The sequence below is a fragment of the Candidatus Palauibacter soopunensis genome, from assembly GCF_947581735.1.
Taxonomy (GTDB): Bacteria; Gemmatimonadota; Gemmatimonadetes; order Palauibacterales; family Palauibacteraceae; genus Palauibacter; species Palauibacter soopunensis.
The window spans coordinates 385,634-401,845 of the sequence record NZ_CANPVT010000008.1; the positions used below are offsets into that span (position 1 = coordinate 385,634).

The following is a 16,212-nucleotide window of genomic DNA, read 5'->3' on the forward strand; positions in this document are numbered from 1 at the left end:
ATTAGCAGCCCGTGGCCAAAATCCTGCTGCTAGGCGTCGTACTTCCGGCGGTGGAGTTCGGCCGCCCGGTCGGACCACTCCTTGAGCCGGATCCGTGCGCCGAGCCCCTTGCCGAGAGTGTCGAGGTCTTCCGACGTCCAGCGGGCCAGATCGAGGTACGTTCGATAGCCCATCTCGTTCAGCCGCGCCTCGAACGTGGGACCGATCCCCTTGATGCGCGTCAGGTCGTCGCTCTCGCCCGGCGCCCGCCCGCGCGCCCGTCCCGCAGCCACGGGGCGCGCATTGCGCTTGCGAACGTTTCGCGTCCGGGCGAGGCGGACGCGATGCGAGGGGTCCGTCATTCTGCTCCCCTCGGGATCCAGCTTCGAGAGGCGGGAGTACAGGCGATCCCGTTCGGCCTCGACCCTCCGGCGGGCCGCTTCGGATTCGAGCCGTGCACGCTCCAGCACCTGCCGTGCGTCCTGTTCGATGGCGGACAGGCGGTTGTCGAACCGACGCTTGAGCGTCAGCTCTCTTCCGGCGATCCGTCGGCCACGGATCCACCAGCCGACCGCAAAACCGATCAGCGCGGCCAGCGTCAGCCACGGAACGACCATCAGGGTCAGGGCGTCCATCATCTTCGAGCGGACTCCGGTCCGGCGTACTCCCGCCGCGAGGTGACGCGGAAGGGGAACCCAATGTAGGGTCACGGAGGACACCGCCCAAGCCCGCCGACCCGGAAACACGATCTCGGTCCGTCGGACGAAGGGAGAGTACGATCGATACGCCGCTGACAGGACGGTTCGACCAGATCATGGCGTCCGCGGACGTTCCTGCGGGTGCCGGGTATGTGCTCGGGTCGTCTCGCGAGGGACGACCGATCCCCGGTTTTCGCTTCGGACGAGGGCCCGAGGCCGTGAGCCTGCTCGGCGGCTGCCACGCCGACGAACCGGTGGGTCCGCGCCTCCTGCGTCGTCTCGCCGGCTACCTGGCGGGACTCGACCCGGACGATCCGATGCTTACCCGCCATGAGTGGTGGATCATCCCGCACATCAACCCCGATGGCGAGATCCGCAACGCGTCGTGGCAGGATCCGGATGCGGAGGCGTACGATCTCGGGCGATACCTGGCCGGCAGAGTGCGGGAACTGCCGGGCGACGACATCGAATTCGGCTTCCCGCGCGACGGCGCCGATCCCGGGGCGCGACCCGAGAATCGCGCGGCCTATGACTGGTGGCGCACCTGCGATCGACCGTTCGGGTTGCACGCCTCGCTTCACAGCATGGGCTTCGCCGCCGGTCCCTTTTTCCTCATCGACCGCGCCTGGGAAGATCGGTGCGAAACTCTGAAGGCTTCATGCCGCCAGCGCGCAGAGGCTCTCGGTTATTCGCTGCACGACGTCGAGCGGCACGGAGAGAAGGGCTTTTTCCGCTTCGAGCGGGGGTTCGCCTCGCGGCCCGACTCGAAGCTCATGGCTGCCCACTTCGAAGTCCTCGGCGACTCCGCGACGGCGTCCCGCTTCTGGCCGAGTTCGATGGAAACGCTGCGCTCCTTCGGCGGCGACACGCTCACCCTCGTCTCGGAGATGCCGCTCTTTATCCTGCCCGGCGTGGGCGCGAGGCCGGGCCCGCCGGATCCGGTTGCCGAACGCTGGAAGAGACGGCTCGACGGCTGGGGGAGCGAGCTGTCCGCGGGGGCCGCGCCGGCCGCCATCTCCGCCGATGCGAGGAAAGCGGGGCTCGTCCCCATGCCGGTGCGCGACCAGATGATGATGCAATGGACGTTCATCACCGCGGGACTACGTCAAACGCGCACTCCGGCGGCTTGACGCCGCGAGGCTCCGGATGTCCGGCTTGCCCCGCGTGCGGCCGCGGAACAACGTGATCAGCGTGAACAGGCGACTTCTACTCGCGACTCTCGCGGCTACGGGCTGCAGCGACCTGGCATCGCAACCCGAGCGGGTCCCGGGCACGCTCGAACTTCTTCCCGCCGACGCCATCGTCCTCGAAGGCGAAACGGTCCGTTATGAGTTTCGGATGTTGGACGAGAGCGGTGCGGCCTTCAGCCGGATTCCGGATTGGGCGCCGCCGCGCTGGTCCGTGTCCGATCCGTCCGTCGCCGCAGTCGGCGCCGACGGGGAGGTCATCGGACTCGAGGGGGGGTATGAGACGCGGGTTGCAGCGGAAGTGGCGAGCCTGCAAGCCGGAGCCTGGGTGAGGGTGAACCCCACGAGCGTCACGATCGAAGCGGCCGGCGTACATCTGACGCAGGCCGTTCAGACGCTCGGCGGAGATATTCCCTTGATTGCGGGCCGGTCAGCGCTCCTTCGAGTCTTTGTCACGGGTGACAAGACAAGCTTCTATCGTCCACGCCCGCTGGCGACCTTCTACGAAGACGGGGCCCCGTTCCACTCGATGCGACTGGATCCCGCGGCAGACCGGATCCCTGTGGAGCCCGACGAGGGGAGACTCGGCCGATCATTCAACGGGGTCGTTCCGGGGCGGGTCCTGCGACCCGGTGTCGAACTGGTCGTGGAGCTGGATCCGGATGGCCTGGTGCCGGCGGTCGAGGGAAGCGACCGGCGTGTACCGGCCGACGGACGCCTGAAGCTCGATGTGCTGACCGTTCCGCCAATGCGTCTGACGGTGGTGCCGGTGGTGCACTCCCGGGATGCGGAGGCGGCGCGGGCCTGGGTCGACGGAATGACGGAGACAAGCGCCGCGATCGCGTTCGTGCGCTCCATACTCCCGATCGGCGAACTGGAACTGACGGTACGCGAGCCCTACCACACGACAGCGGACCTCGGGACGGCGGGGGGCTGGTTGGGGCTCCTCCGCGAGATCAGCGTACTCCGGCTCACGGAGCGACGGCGGGACTACTACTATGCTGCCCTAGCGGCGCCTTCCGGATCGCCATTCAAGGGATTGGGCTACATCGGGAGGCCGATCGGCATAGGGATACTCGATATCGACACGTTCGCCCACGAGCTGGGGCACAACATGGGGCTCCGGCATGCTCCCTGCGGCCTGGCCCTGAACCCCGATCCGGATTTTCCGTACGAGGACGGCTCCATCGGAGTCTTCGGATACGAGACCCGGCGCGGGAACACGCGAATGGTCGATCCGGCCGAGTATCGGGACCTGATGACGTACTGCGATCCGAGCTGGATCAGCGACTATCACTTCGTCAAGGCGATGGAGTTCCGGCGGGAGCACGAATCGCTGATCCTGCGCAGCGTCGATCCCGAACCGACGCTGCTCCTTTGGGGGAATGCCGGTGCCGGGGACCTTCTGCTGGAGCCCGCCTTCGTCATCGACGCGCCCCCGACGCCGCCGACCGAGGAGGGGCCGTATCGCCTGGATGGGTTCGACGCGGCCGGCCGGTCCCTGTTTTCCTTCTCCTTCGCTCCGGACGAACTGGAGTACGGCGGAGGGCAGTTCGCCTTCGCGATTCCGTACGAGGGCCGCTGGGACAGTCCCGACGGACTGGATCGCGTCCGGCTGTCCGGTCCGGGCGGCGCCGTCGCGATCGAGCGTTCCGGGGGTCACGCGGTGGCCCTGGTTCTGGACCCCGGCACGCGCCGTCTCCGGGGCATCCTGCGTGACCCGGAGAAGGCGCCTCCGTGGGCGGACGGGTTGGAGCTCATGGTCAGCGACGGAATCCCGCGCGCCGGGGTCTCGGGGCCGCGGCAATGAATGGCCCGCGGCGCCCCGCCAGCTTCGTCCTCGCGCTGAGCGTGGCCGGCATGCTGATCGCGGGACGTACCGCCGCACAGACTTCGGTGGAGGCGCGGAGCGGCCTCACGGTGGGGAATCACACGTCCACCGCGGCGGGTCTCGAATGGACTCCCGCCCTGTCGTACGAAATCCGGGTTGCGAGGCGGCTACGCCCGCGGGTCGCCATCACGACGGGGTATGTTCGGACCGCCTTCGGCTGCAGGGAGGGATTCTGCCGAGGGAGAGAGCCGACGGTGGCCGGCAGCCACGCCGCCATCGGTGCGGAGTTGTCGCGAGGCTGGCTTTGGGGCCGGGTCGGCGTGCTCTACGGCACCATGCGCGTCGGGACGGAAGGAGAGACTCCGCAGGCGGGTCCGGGTGTCGAGGCCGGCGCCGGACTCCGCCTTCACATCGGCCGCCTGCGTATCGGGCCGGGCCTGTCGTGGCGTCGCATGTCCGCCGACACGCCGTCGAGTGCCGACCATGCGGTGGCGCTCGGCTTCGATCTGGGCGTCGCATTCGAATTCGATTAGTGTCGATAGAGCTTCGCCCGCCCCACAGATCCCGGAGGCTCGGATGTGCCGCCCACACCGCCGGTCCTGCGCCCCGCGCCGTGGCTTCCACGCGACGGCGGCCGTCTTGCTCCTGCTCGCCTGTGCCGTTCCCCAAAGCCACGCCCAGTCGCTCGACGACTGGTTGAGCGTCTCGCGGGTCGGCGAGTTCGCCTGGTCGGTGGACGGCGAGCACATCTTCTACACATCCAACGATGACGAGTCCGGCACGCGGGCCATCTTCCGCGTGCGGTCCGACGGCTCCGGAGCGGAGCGTCTGGGCTGGCCGCCCACCGACGTCCGCCCGGAGCCTGCCCGAAGCCTTCAGGTCTCCTCCTCAGGCGACGAACTCGTCTTCGTCTCCGCGAGGTACTATCAGGGTTTCGACAACCTCTGGCGGCTGCCCACCTCGCCGGCCGGAGCGGGACCGAGGCCGATCACGTTCAACGACGCCGTGATCGAGACCGCCCCGACCCTCGCGCCGGACGGTCGCACGGTGGCCTATCAGGTCCGAACGCCGGCCGGTCCCCGGATCTTCCTCCGCGATCTGACGGAGCCCCGCGCCTGGCCCCGCCTCTTCACGACGGACGGCGCGAACGAAACTTCTCCCCTCTTCTCGCCGGACGGCCGCTCCATCGCCTATTCCCGTGCCGGCGAAATCTGGATTCGCGCGCTCGATGGCGCCGAGGTCCGCCCGGTGGTCGATCCGGCGGTCGGGGGCGGAAACACCGGCTTCGCGTGGTCACCCGATGGGGCGCGCCTCGCTTTCCTCAATCGCCGGAGCGGCTGGGCCCAGGTCGCCGTCGTTCGGCTGGAGTCGGGGGAGGTCACGCCGATCACGTGGGATGAGCGCGAGCACGGGAGCATCTCCTGGTCTCCGGACGGACGGTGGCTTGCCTTCACCCGTTCGGACGAGAGCGGTTTCTCCAATCAGATCGTCTTCGCGCCGGCGGATGGAACGCAGCCGCCCCGCTCCGTGACGCGAGGGAAGGGGATGCGCGCCCAGCCCCGCTTCTCGCCGGCTGGCGACGAGCTCGCCTGGATCGAGCAGGCGGATACGCGCACGGCCGACATCTGGAAGACCTCCTGGCGGGATGGACCGCGGGGGGAGACCGCGGTCCAGGTCACGCATTCGATGGGACGGATCGACTCGGCACGACTGAGCGAGGCCGAGGAAGTCTACTATCCCGGCCCGGACAACCTGCCTGTTCCCACGCTCCTCTACCGCCCGCGGGAATTCGACGCGTCGCGCCGATATCCGGTGATCGTCCGGCTGCACGGGCACCCCGGCCAGTGGAACCACTCGTTCGAGATGATGCGCCAGTACTGGGTCCAGCGCGGCTTCGTCGTGGTGGCCCCCAACCCGCGCGGGAGCCGCGGCTTCGGGCAGGGGTTCCACGATCTCCACATCGCCGACTACGGCGGCGTGGAATTCCGGGACGTGATGAACGTTCTCCCCTTCCTCGAGGGACTCGGCTACGTGGACATGTCGCGCAAGGCGACCTGGGGCGGATCGGGCGGCGGGTACATGAGCCTGGTGATCGCGACGGAAGCACCCGATGTATTCGAGGCGCAGGTGATCCGGGCGCCGGTGTCCGACTGGCGGCTGCTGGCGAACGACCGCTTCGCCGCCTCCGGACGTCACTGGACGGCCGGCCGCACTCCACGTCGCGAGCGCTCGGAATTCGGCGGCCCCTACGACGAAATCCCGGAGGAGTACGACCGACGTTCCCCCGTCAACTTCGTCGAAGCGGTCGAGGTCCCCCAGCTCCTCCTGCAGGGTCTCCGGGACGCCGCCGTGCCTCCGCGGCAGTCGCAGGTCTGGGCGGAGCGCATGCGGAACGCGGGAAAGGGCGATCTCCTCACGTACGTGGAGTACCCTGACGAGGACCACAGCCTACGGCGCTACAAGGCGACCGTTCGCGACATTCTCGAGCGGATGGACGCCTTTCTCACCCGATACCTGCGGCTACGGGAGGACACTTCGCCATGAAGGCGCCCATTGGCACTTCGTCGATCGTCTCTCTGATCCTTGTCTCGGCGGCCTGCGGGGTGCCCGGAGATGCGGTCCCCGGCGGGGGAGCGCCGGCGGAACTCGACCTCACGCTCGACAACATCCACCGCAACAACACGGGCGTGCGCGGCGTCTCGATTTCGCCGGACGGTCGTCACCTTGCGGTCTCCGGCTCGGGTCCGGATGGCGTGGGGCTGTACCTGGCGGAGCGCGGTGAGGAAGGCGGCTTCGGGACGCCGCGCCTCTGGCTTCGGGGCTCGAACCCGGTCTGGGCGCCGGACGGCGAACGGATCGCCCTCGCGGCCGGCGGCCAGATCCGCGTCGCGGACATTGGCGATGTCGAAGCGCGCCCGCTGATGGACCGAATGGAGGGTGTCCGGGCGCCGGCCTTCTCCCCGGATGGGCGGACGATCGCGTTCTACTCGACGGCGAGCGGCCACCAGGACATCTGGCTCGTGCCGGCCGACGGGTCGACCCCGCCGCGCCAGCTGACCGAGGCCGCCATGGCCCTCGACGATCCGCGCTTCGCGCCCGCCTGGCGGCCGGACGGCCGCGAGATCCTCTACGTGTCGAACGCCTCCGACTACTGGCACGACGATCTCTGGCTCGTTGACGTCGAGACGGGCGGCCGCCGGCAGCTCACCCGCTCGCTGATGGCGATGTCCACGCCCGTTTGGTCGCCGGAGGACGACCGGATCGCCGTGTTCGGCACCGCCAAGGACGAATACTGGTACGAGGACCTCTCCTACATCTACGTCATCGAGGATCCGGAAGCGGGCGCCGGGGCGTCGGAGCGCATCGTGGACATGCAGGCCTACGCGACGGACGCGGCGATGCGGCACGCCCCGTCCTGGTCGGCGGACGGCGCGTTCATCTACTTCCCCTACCTCGAACGCGGCACCGTCAACGTGTGGGCGGTGCCCGCCGCCGGCGGCGTGGCCACACGCGTCACGCACATGGAAGGGACGATCTCGGGCGTCAGCCACACGGCGGGTGCCGGGGCCCTCGCCTTCGTCCACTCGTCGCCGACGCGGGGAGGGGAAGCGCACGTCCTCGACCTCGGCGGCGGCGTACCGGAGCGCCTCACCTCGTTCTCGCCGTCCTGGCGGTCCGTGGCGGCGCCCCGGGAGATCGCCTTCCCCAGCTTCGATGGACTCCGGATCCAGGGCTTCCTCTACCGCCCACCGCAACTGGCGCAAGGGGCCACCTGTCCGGCGCTCGTCCAGGTCCACGGCGGCGGGACGAATTCCTACCAGCAGGGTCTGAGCCTCACCGAACAGTACCTCGCCTCGAAGGGGTTCGTGGTGCTTGCGATCAACTACCGCGGGGGATCCGGCTTCGGGCGCGAGTTCCAGGACCTCTCCGTCGAGGACTGGCTGTGGGACCAGGCGCGGGATGCGGGCGCGGCGGCCGACTTCCTGCGCACGCTCCCGTACGTGAACGGGAAGGTGGGGATCTACGGCGGCAGCTACGGCGGAAGCATGTCGCTGTCCGCGATCAGTCTGACGCCGGACAAGTTCGACGCGGCCGTCCCCATGCGCGGCGCCTACTCGAAGCTGAACACGCTCGAGTACACGGACCGGCTGGGGAAGATCTTCTCGGTCACGGGCCACGGCGGCACGCCGGAGGAGCGCCCCGACACGTACGCCAAGAGCGACGTCGTGTCGCGCATCGCCGACATCACGGCTCCCGTTCTCCTCATGCACGGGGAACTCGACCGCCGCGTGCCGATCCAGAACTTCGAGAACGCGGTGGCCGAATTCGAGCGGCTCGGCAAGCGCGTCGAGGTGAAGACGTATCCGGACGAAGCGCACGGTTTCCGGAACCCGGACAATCGCGTCGACACCTGGTCGCGCCTGGAGGAGTTCTTCACCCGGCACCTCGGCGGCTGCGCCACGGGCTGAGTCCCGCCGCTCCGGAAACCGCCGCCGCCGGTCCCACGTAGGACCTTGCAGCGCGGGCGGTGCCCCGCTGACTGGAAATCCGGACGATGCATGGGAGGAGATACGTGAAGAACCCGCTGACAGCCGCCGTGCTGAGCTTTCTCGTACCGGGCGTCGGCCAGTGGTACAACGGCAAGTTCCTGCGCGGACTCTTCTGGTTGCTGGTAACCCCCGGCCTGTGGCTCGGAACCGGCGGCACGCTGGGCTGGATCTGCCATATCGTTTCCGCCGTCACGGCGTACAGCTACGCGAACCGCCTGTACGTCCGCTAGGGCACGCGTTCGAAGCGGCCGTAGTAGTCCATTTCGACGCCCGTCACGCGGGCGGTGGCGTCCAGCATGAACGAGACGCCGATCCTGACGTCGCCGAACCACATGTCGAAGCGGTCGACGTGCCAGTGCTCGAGCGGCATCCGCACCGGCCGCTCGCGCCCATCGAACTCGGCCACGAGCCGCAGTTCGCCGGCCGACTCGGCGGCCCCGTTCACCGACCCGTTGCGTTCGGCGCCTGCCGACGCGCTCGCGGCCGGACGTTCGTGCACTCCCGGCGTCCCGTCCCATCGGCCCAGCCGGCCCTCGGCCGGCATGAGCGGCGGGATCGCTTCGTCCGTCAGTCGGATGCGCAGCTCGCCGGCGTAGCCGTTGCGGTAGGTCCCGACGTAGGCCTCGAGCGGCACCGAGTGACCCTGGTCGAGCCGGGCCGCCTGCCGAGCCTCCTCCGCCTCGAAGGCCCGCCGGTTCCCCTCGGCGACGCTCCGCTCGAATTCCGCGTGCCAGTCGCGGCTCCGGAGCTCTTCTGTGCCCACGAAACGCGCCATCGCCCACTTCGTGAGCACCCACGGAAGCTCGGAGTTCCGGTTCGTCGTCGCCCACACGCCGAAGCCCTGTTCCGGCGCCAGCGCGATCGAGCAGTTGAACCCCAGCGCGTTCCCTCCGTGGCCCACGCCCGTGACGTCCCCGAATCTCCCTGTGGACCAGCCCATCGCGTACGCGCCCGGCCCCTCGAAGGGCATCCAACTGCTCGGGTTCCGAATCACGGTGTGCGGCGTATGCATGAGCTCGACGGATGAGCGGGAGAGCGGGGGGTTCGGGTGGGTGCCGACGTGGAACCGCATCCACTCGGTGATCTCGTCCGCCGATGTGATCACGCCGCCGGAGGGCACGGTGACGTCCTCGGCGTACTGCCAGGGCACCGGCTCCAGCGGCATTCCCGTGGTCGCCGCGTTCCCGATGAACCTCCGCTCGATGATCGCATGCGGCTCGGCGTGGTTCGGGCTCGCGTTGGCGGGCGCCATGCGCGCCGTCGTCGTCGTCATCCCCAGCGGATTCCAGAGTTTCTCCCGCGCATAGGAGTCCCAGTCCGTTCCGGAGACGGTCTCCACGAGGTGACCCGTGAGAACGAACATGTCGTTCGTGTACCCGTAGCGATCACGGAAAGCGTGGTCCGGGTCGGTGTGGGGGAGTCGCATGAGATAGTCGCGCCTGTCGGCGACGAGCGGGCGCAGCGGCTGATTGCTCCCGGTTCCGACACGGTGCGTCACGATGTCCCGCACGCGGATCTCTTGCGTCGTCCACGGGTCGTGGAGACGGAACCAGGGGATGTGGTCCGTGATGCGGTCGTCCCAGCGCAGTTTCCCCTCTTCGACCAGCGAGGCGATCGTCGCGGCCCCGAACGCCTTCGAGCAGGAACCGATGCTGAACAGCGTCCCTGCGTCCACCGGCGTGTCCCGACCCAGTTCGCGCACGCCGTAGCCGGTGGATAGATAGCTCTCGCCCTTGTACACGATGGCCAGCCCCAGTCCGGGTACCTCCCACCGCGCCATCGCGTCCTCGACCCACGCGTCGATCTCTTCGACCGCGGGGGGAGGCGGGGCGGGAGACTGCGCCTGCGCGGCCTGGGCTTGGGCCGCGAGCAGGAACGCTGCTCCGAGAAGCACCGTGGCCGGTACGCCGCGGCGCCGCGTTGGCTGCATGGAAAGACGGTTCCGGGATGTCATTACGGCCCTCCTGCTCAAGTCGCCGGGCTGTTCGACCGGCGTTGTCACTCAAACCGCTAGGGGAGTCCGAATACCCACAGGACGCCGCCCGCGGCGGTCGCGATCCGCTGTTCGCCGTCCACCTCGAACGACATGGGGCCGGTGCGGACGCCGGCGCCGGCCTGGAAGTCCCACAGCGCCTCTCCCGTCTCCGCGTCGAGAGCGAAGATGTTGCCCTCGTTGCTTCCGCCGAAGACGAGGCCGCCCCGCGTGGCCATCACGCCGGCCCACGGCGGAGAGAGCAGCGGGAACTCCCACCGCAATTCCCCCGTCAGCACGTCGAGCGCCTTCACGGCGCCGCTCGCGTCGTCGCCGGACAGCGCCTGCTCCCCGCCGCCGAGAAACGGCTGTCCGGGCTCGTACTCGACGGCGGCCTTGTAGTAGATGGCCCCCATGATCCGGGTCGCCTGGTAGAAGAGCCCGGTGTCGGGGCTGTACGAAGGGCTGAACCAGTTCGCCGCCCCCTGGAGGCTGGGCCACACGAGGTTCCCCTCCTCCGTGGGCTCGGTGCCGGGAATCACGATCGGGCGGCCGTTCGCGTCGAGGCCCTCGGCCCACGTCTGCTTCGAGTACTCCACGCCGTGCAGGAACTCGCCCGTTTCGCGGTCGAGCACGTAGTAGAAGGCGTTCCGGTTCGCGGTGACGACCAGCTTGCGGGGCTCTCCCTCCCATTCGGCGTCCACGAGCACCTGGATCTGATTCGCGTCCCAGTCGTGCGTGTCGTGCGGCGTGTACTGGAAGTACCACTGCATCTCGCCCGTGTCGGGATCGAGGGCGAGGATGGAGTTCGTGTACAGGTTGTCGCCGGGCCGCAGGTCCCCGTTCCAGTCGGGCGCCGGGTTCCCGGTGGGCCAGTAGAGAAGGTCCAGTTCGGGGTCGTACGAACCGGTGAGCCACGTCGAGCCGCCGCCGTGCTCCCAGCTGTCGCCGCCCCACGTCTCGCTCCCCGGTTCGCCCGGCCGGGGGATCGTGAACGTGCGCCAGAGGCGATCTCCGGTGTCGGGGTCGTAGGCGTCGACGAAGCCGTTCGCGCCGGCCTCCGCGCCGGACACGCCGACGATGACCTTGCCGTCGAGCGCGAGCGGCGCCGTCGTGATCGAGAAGCCGAGGAAGTTGTCCGCGACGTCCACCTCCCAGCGGACGGCGCCGGAGCCTGCGTCGAGCGCCACGAGGCGGGCGTCGAGCGTGCCCACGAACACCGTCTCGTCGAGGATGGCGACGCCCCGGTTTACGCGGGGGAAGCCGATGTTCTTCGTCGAGGTCGGGACTTCCGCGGACCAGTTCCAGAGGCGGCGCCCGGTACGGGCGTCGAGCGCGCTCACGTTGCTCGGCGGTTCCGTCACGTACATCACGCCGTCGACGACAACGGGCGTCGTCTCGATGAGCCCGCCGCTCATCTGGTAGGCCCAGATCACCTTGAGGTCCCCGACGTTTCCGCGGTGGATCTGGTCAAGCGCGGAGAAGCGGTGCGAGGCGTAATTGCCCGAGTACATGAACCAGTTGTGCGGCTCGTCGTCCGCGTTCACGAGGCGTTCGAACGATACCTGCGCGGCCACGCCCGCGAGAACTCCGCTGCACAGCAAGGTCGCCGCCGCGAGCGCGGAGGCCGCCATAGCCTTCATGATCCTCCTCCGAGGTCGGCCAGGAAGGCGACGAGGTCGTCGATGTCCGCTTCCGTCATCTCCTCCACGGCGGGCATCAGGGAGTGATCGAACTGTTTCTCGAGTTCCACGAGATCTTCCTTGCGAAGCGAGACCGTGCGGCCGGAGATCGACCGCAGCTGGATCGTGAAGGCGTCCTCGTTCACGCGCATGCCCGTGATGACGCGGCCCTCGCGCGTGACCGCGCGGATCGGCAGGTATCCCCTGAAACCCCGCAGGATGCCTCGCCGGGAGACCGGCAACTCCGAATCGGGCGTCCGGAGGGACGCGTAGAGGTACTCGACGCCGCGGCGCAGCCCGATGCCGGTGAGATCGGGGCCGATCCCCGTCCCGCGGCCGTCGACGACGTGGCAGGAGTAGCAGTCGCCGGCGGCGGCGAACACCTCTCGCCCGCGCGCGGCGTCTCCCGCGATCTCCACGACGGCGCCCTGCCCGAGCGTGCGGACGTAGGCGGCCATGAGGTCGACCTCCAGGTCCGACACCAGGTTCGCCCTCGTCCCCGGCATGCCGGTACCTGGGATCCCGCGCCGGATCACCCGGACGAGCGATTCGTGGTCCGGCGCGCGGGGCAGGGTGGGGCGCGCCAGGCTCGGCCCCTCGCCTCCGTGGCCGAGCATGCCGTGACACCGGCCGCAGTGGGCCTGGTAGAACATCTCGCCGCGCGCGAGACCGGCTTCGGTGACGTCGGGCTCATCCTGGGCCGCGGCCTGGCCGGTCGCCACGAGCGGGCTTGCCGCAAGCGCGAGACCCAACAGGCTCAGACGGGGACGTCGCATGATCCTCCTCCTCCTCGGCAGGCCTCCCTTTACGTCACTAATCAACGTAGCGGCCCGGCGGGGCGTCACGGAACCAGCGCCTCCGGTTCCAGGACCCAGCGCGTGAGCCACTCCACGTTTCGCGACATGAGATCGCGCTGGAGACGCGGAGATCTAACTCCATGTGGCTGATCCGGATAAAGGACAAGCGTCGTCGGCGCTTTACCGATGGCGCGCACCGCCTCGAAGAACTGGATGCTCTGTTCGGCGGGCACCCTCTCATCCCTTTCCCCCACCTGGATCAGGAGCGGTGTCGTCACGTTTTCAACATGGCGGTACGCGGAGCGCTCCTCGTAGAGATCCCAGTCCTCCCACGGTTTCGGGCCCAGGTAGGTGTGGTAGAACTCGGGGATGTCCGTCTGCGAGTACATGGAGATCAGGTCGTTCGCGCCGGCGCCCGCGCTCGCGGCCTTGAAGCGGTTGGTCTGCGTGATCCCCCAGTAGGTGTGGTGACCTCCGAAGCTCCATCCGCTCACGGCGAGCCGGTCCGGATCCGCGATCCCGCGCTCGACCATGGCGTCCACCCCGGAGTCGATGTCGACCCAGTCCCGGCCGGAGATGTCGCCGCGGTTGAGACCCCGAAAACGCTCGCCGTAACCGCTCGAACCCCGGTAGTTCGGCTGCAGGACGGCGAACCCCATGCCCGCGTACACCTGCACCGGATAGGCGCCCCGCGTCGCGTTGAAGCGGTCGGACGAGATACCGGACGGGCCCCCGTGGATCACGAGGACCATCGGGACGCGGTCCCCCTCCTCGTACCCGACGGGAAGAGTGAGCACGCCTTCGATTTCCTCGCCGCCGGCGTGCGAAGGCCACGACTCGACCCGCTGTTCGCCGAGCGCGAGGCCGGCCACCTGCGGGTTCACGTCGGTCAGTCGCTCGGGGCGGAACGTGTCAAGGGGAGTGACGAAGATGTCCGGGGGCGCCATGCCGTCCTCGGCGGTGAACGCGAGGAAGCTCCCATCCGCGGATGCGGAGGCGCCGGAGTAGTAGTGCCGACCATCGGTCAGATCGCTCGGCGGGCCCGCCGCCGCGCCGTCCGCGAGGGGGATGCGGTACACGGTGGCTCCGGTGCGCCGCGCGGCGGAGACGATGAGCCGCGAGCCGTCGATGTGGACGAGGTTCGCGTTCGCGTCCAGGCCGGCCGTGAGAGATACAGGGTCCAGCGCCTGGCCGTCCGCGCCGAACGGCACCCTCCACAGCTGTCGATTGAAGGTTCCGAGGAGTTGTCCCGTCCCGGACACGACGAGTCCCGACTCATCGTCCCACGCCACGGGGTTTTCCCCGCCCGGCATGGAGGTGACGCTCCGGGGCTCGGCTTCCGCGCCCTCCTGAACGTACGTCGCCCCGTAGTAAGTTGTCCTCAGCACGGGCGACGAGCGCGCGCCGAACGCGACGGCTCGCGAATCCGGGGACCACACGAAAGACACCACGTGAAGACCGTCCGGCGACCACCTCACGCCCTCGCCGGCCACATCGTCCTCGAGTTCGGCAACGTGGAGGCGCGACCACTGGTCCGTATACACTGAATCCCAGACCATCGGGCGGCCCCGCAGCGCCTCGAGTTCGCGGTCGGTGTCCGTCGACTGGGGGCTCGCCATGAAGCCGAGCCGCCGGCCGTTGGGCGCGAAGCGGAAGCTCCCGACCGACGTCTCATGGGACGTCACCTGCCATGCCTCGCCACCGTCGGGGCGGATGCCGTAGACCTGCCTTGTCCCTTCCCGGTCGGAGGAGAAAGCGAGCCATTCTCCCGATGGGTGCCAGACCGGTGCATCGTCGGAACCGGGACGGAACGTGAGTTGGCGGGCATCGGCGGGGCCTCCCGTCGCGGGGACGACCCACACATCGGTTTCCTGGCGGTCCTCCTCCATGTCGCGTTCCGTGACGACGTAGGCCACCCATTGCCCGTCCGGGCTCACGGAGACCTGCGAGAGGCTCCTGAGGGCGAGGACATCCTCGACCGTCATCGGCGGGCCCTCCTGCGCGAACAATCCGCTGGAGAGGGCGAGGGAAAGGACGGAACCCGCAGCGAAAACCCGGGAGCCGGGGAAGGTCACGGCACGCATGGCACACCCCTGACGTTGGAGAAGCATCGTTTACTCTTCGCCGCTCACGCCTTGATAGAGCAGGATGAACGCCGCCGCCTGCACGACGTGGTACAGCGCGTTATGGTCGAACCACACTGGGTGGATCGGGATCTGTAGCTGCTGGATGGCCGCCGCCGCGAAGGTGAGCCCGAAGCCGATCAGCGCCCGCTGTCGGCTCTTGGTGGGGCGGCGGCGATAGGCCCGCGCGAAGCGCACGGTGAGATAGATGACGGCGGGGAGATAGAACGCGACCGCGACGGCGAAGGCCTGCCATCCGGCCAGCACAACGGCGGCGTAGGCGATGTAGGCAAGTCCGGCGATTCGCGTGACCCACCGCGCGCCCGTCGGCCGGCCATCGACCCGTGCGCCCAGGCCCCAGGCCGCGAGCCCCGTCGCCCCGACCGAGAGGATCGTAGCCGGCCACAGGACGCGGTATCCGAGGGTCGCGGCGTCCCCGAAGAAGCCGTGCACCGTGCCGCCGAAGAGGGCCGCGGCGCCGGAGCCGGCGAAGAGTCCCATCGCCCACGGGCGGAGATCGGCCCTCACGTGTGAGCGCCCGCGCCAGACCAGAACGGCGCAGAGCAGGGTGAGCCCGTAGTCGGTCAGCGTGACGGCAGGTTCGGTCAAGGCGCTTCGGCCTCCGGTCGGGGAATGGGTTTTTCCTTCTCTGATCGGTATTGTCGGACCATCGCCCGGGGCAATACTCATAAGGAGGAGGAGCCGTGCCTCGATCCCCGCGAACGGTCCGAACGCGCTACCTGCTGCCCGCGCTCATGGGGCTCCTCGCCGCCGGCTGCTCGTCCCCCGGTGGCGGCGTCGACGAAGCGGGCCGCCTCCCGCTCACGCTGGAGAACGTCTTTACCGCCGGCGGGGGCGCGGGACGCGCGGTGCTCTCGCCCGACGGATCCACGCTCGCCGTGTCCGGACCCGCCGGCGGCGCGGGCGGACCCGGGGTCCACCTCGTGCCGGTTCCGGCGACGGCGGACGAGGTGGCCGCCGCGGGCGACGCCTCGACCTTCCGGGTCCCGGGCCGCGCGCCGACGTGGTCGCCGGATGGAGGACGGCTGGCCTTTATCGCCGGAGGGAACCTCCTCGTCGCCGGGACCGGAGAGCCGGGGCGGGTGGTGGTGGAGGGCGCGAGCGGCCTGCGGGCCCCGTCGTGGTCGCCGGACGGCGAGACGCTCGCCTACTACTCCACGGCGTCCGGCTCCCAGGACATTTGGCTCGTGGACGCCGCCGGGGCGGGGGGCGGCGCCCCCCCCGCCCCCGGCCGCCGGGGGGGGCCCCGCCCGCCCCCCCGGCCCCCCCGCGGGGCGGCCCCCCCCCCCCCCCCTTTTTCCCCCCGGGGGGGGGCCGGCCCCCCCGCCGACGCCGATCGCGAGCAACTGCTGATCCAGCGTCTCGGCCGAGA

General features: G+C 69.4%; 12 protein-coding genes and 1 pseudogene. 7 read left to right on the forward strand and 6 right to left on the reverse strand.

Features of this window, described 5'->3' with window-relative positions:
• Positions 1-29: 29 nt before the first annotated feature.
• Entirely contained in the window at positions 30-617 is a 588-nt protein-coding gene (locus tag RN901_RS05780; RefSeq protein ID WP_310756885.1) for a hypothetical protein, read from the reverse strand.
• A gap of 176 nt (positions 618-793) precedes the next feature.
• On the opposite strand from RN901_RS05780, the gene RN901_RS05785 reads away from it, so the two are divergent.
• The 6 genes from RN901_RS05785 to RN901_RS05810 all read left to right on the forward strand — a co-directional run bounded on the left by RN901_RS05785 (position 794) and on the right by RN901_RS05810 (position 8,475).
• Positions 794-1,807, forward strand: coding sequence for a M14 family zinc carboxypeptidase (locus tag RN901_RS05785; RefSeq protein WP_310756887.1), 1,014 nt, complete (start codon positions 794-796; stop codon positions 1,805-1,807).
• 16 nt (positions 1,808-1,823) lie between these two features.
• Positions 1,824-3,674, forward strand: coding sequence for a M66 family metalloprotease (locus RN901_RS05790; RefSeq protein ID WP_310756889.1), 1,851 nt, complete (start codon positions 1,824-1,826; stop codon positions 3,672-3,674).
• Positions 3,671-4,228 carry a hypothetical protein gene (locus RN901_RS05795; protein ID WP_310756891.1) on the forward strand — a complete coding sequence of 186 codons (558 nt, stop codon included), beginning with the start codon at positions 3,671-3,673 and terminating at the stop codon, positions 4,226-4,228. The genes RN901_RS05790 and RN901_RS05795 overlap by 4 nt, the downstream gene beginning before the upstream one ends.
• 43 nt (positions 4,229-4,271) lie before the next feature.
• The gene (locus tag RN901_RS05800) at positions 4,272-6,239 is read left to right on the forward strand and encodes a prolyl oligopeptidase family serine peptidase (protein ID WP_310756893.1); all 1,968 of its coding nucleotides are present in this window, start codon (positions 4,272-4,274) and stop codon (positions 6,237-6,239) included.
• Complete coding sequence (locus tag RN901_RS05805) at positions 6,236-8,164, forward strand: prolyl oligopeptidase family serine peptidase (protein ID WP_310756895.1); 1,929 nt, start codon at positions 6,236-6,238, stop codon at positions 8,162-8,164. Before RN901_RS05800 ends, RN901_RS05805 begins: the two co-directional genes overlap by 4 nt.
• Positions 8,165-8,268: 104 nt before the next feature.
• Positions 8,269-8,475: a hypothetical protein gene (locus tag RN901_RS05810; protein WP_310756897.1), complete on the forward strand. Its 207-nt coding sequence runs from the start codon at positions 8,269-8,271 to the stop codon at positions 8,473-8,475.
• Here the strand turns inward: RN901_RS05810 and RN901_RS05815 are convergent.
• The 5 genes from RN901_RS05815 to RN901_RS05835 form a co-directional block, all read right to left on the reverse strand.
• On the reverse strand, positions 8,472-10,175 hold the full coding sequence (locus RN901_RS05815; RefSeq protein ID WP_310756899.1) for a serine hydrolase: 1,704 nt from the start codon (positions 10,173-10,175) through the stop codon (positions 8,472-8,474). The two genes, RN901_RS05810 and RN901_RS05815, sit on opposite strands and share 4 nt — an antisense overlap.
• Positions 10,176-10,255: 80 nt before the next feature.
• The gene (locus RN901_RS05820) at positions 10,256-11,860 is read right to left on the reverse strand and encodes a PQQ-dependent dehydrogenase, methanol/ethanol family (protein WP_310756901.1); all 1,605 of its coding nucleotides are present in this window, start codon (positions 11,858-11,860) and stop codon (positions 10,256-10,258) included.
• A complete protein-coding gene (locus RN901_RS05825; protein WP_310756903.1) occupies positions 11,857-12,675 on the reverse strand; it encodes a c-type cytochrome in 819 nt (272 codons plus the stop codon). The genes RN901_RS05820 and RN901_RS05825 overlap by 4 nt, the downstream gene beginning before the upstream one ends.
• Positions 12,676-12,740: 65 nt before the next feature.
• Complete coding sequence (locus tag RN901_RS05830) at positions 12,741-14,681, reverse strand: S9 family peptidase (protein ID WP_310756905.1); 1,941 nt, start codon at positions 14,679-14,681, stop codon at positions 12,741-12,743.
• A 129-nt stretch (positions 14,682-14,810) separates the two neighbouring features.
• Positions 14,811-15,428, reverse strand: coding sequence for a hypothetical protein (locus RN901_RS05835; RefSeq protein WP_310756907.1), 618 nt, complete (start codon positions 15,426-15,428; stop codon positions 14,811-14,813).
• A gap of 95 nt (positions 15,429-15,523) precedes the next feature.
• On the opposite strand from RN901_RS05835, the pseudogene RN901_RS05840 reads away from it, so the two are divergent.
• Positions 15,524-16,212 (forward strand): annotated as a pseudogene (locus RN901_RS05840) (hypothetical protein); the annotation flags it as partial.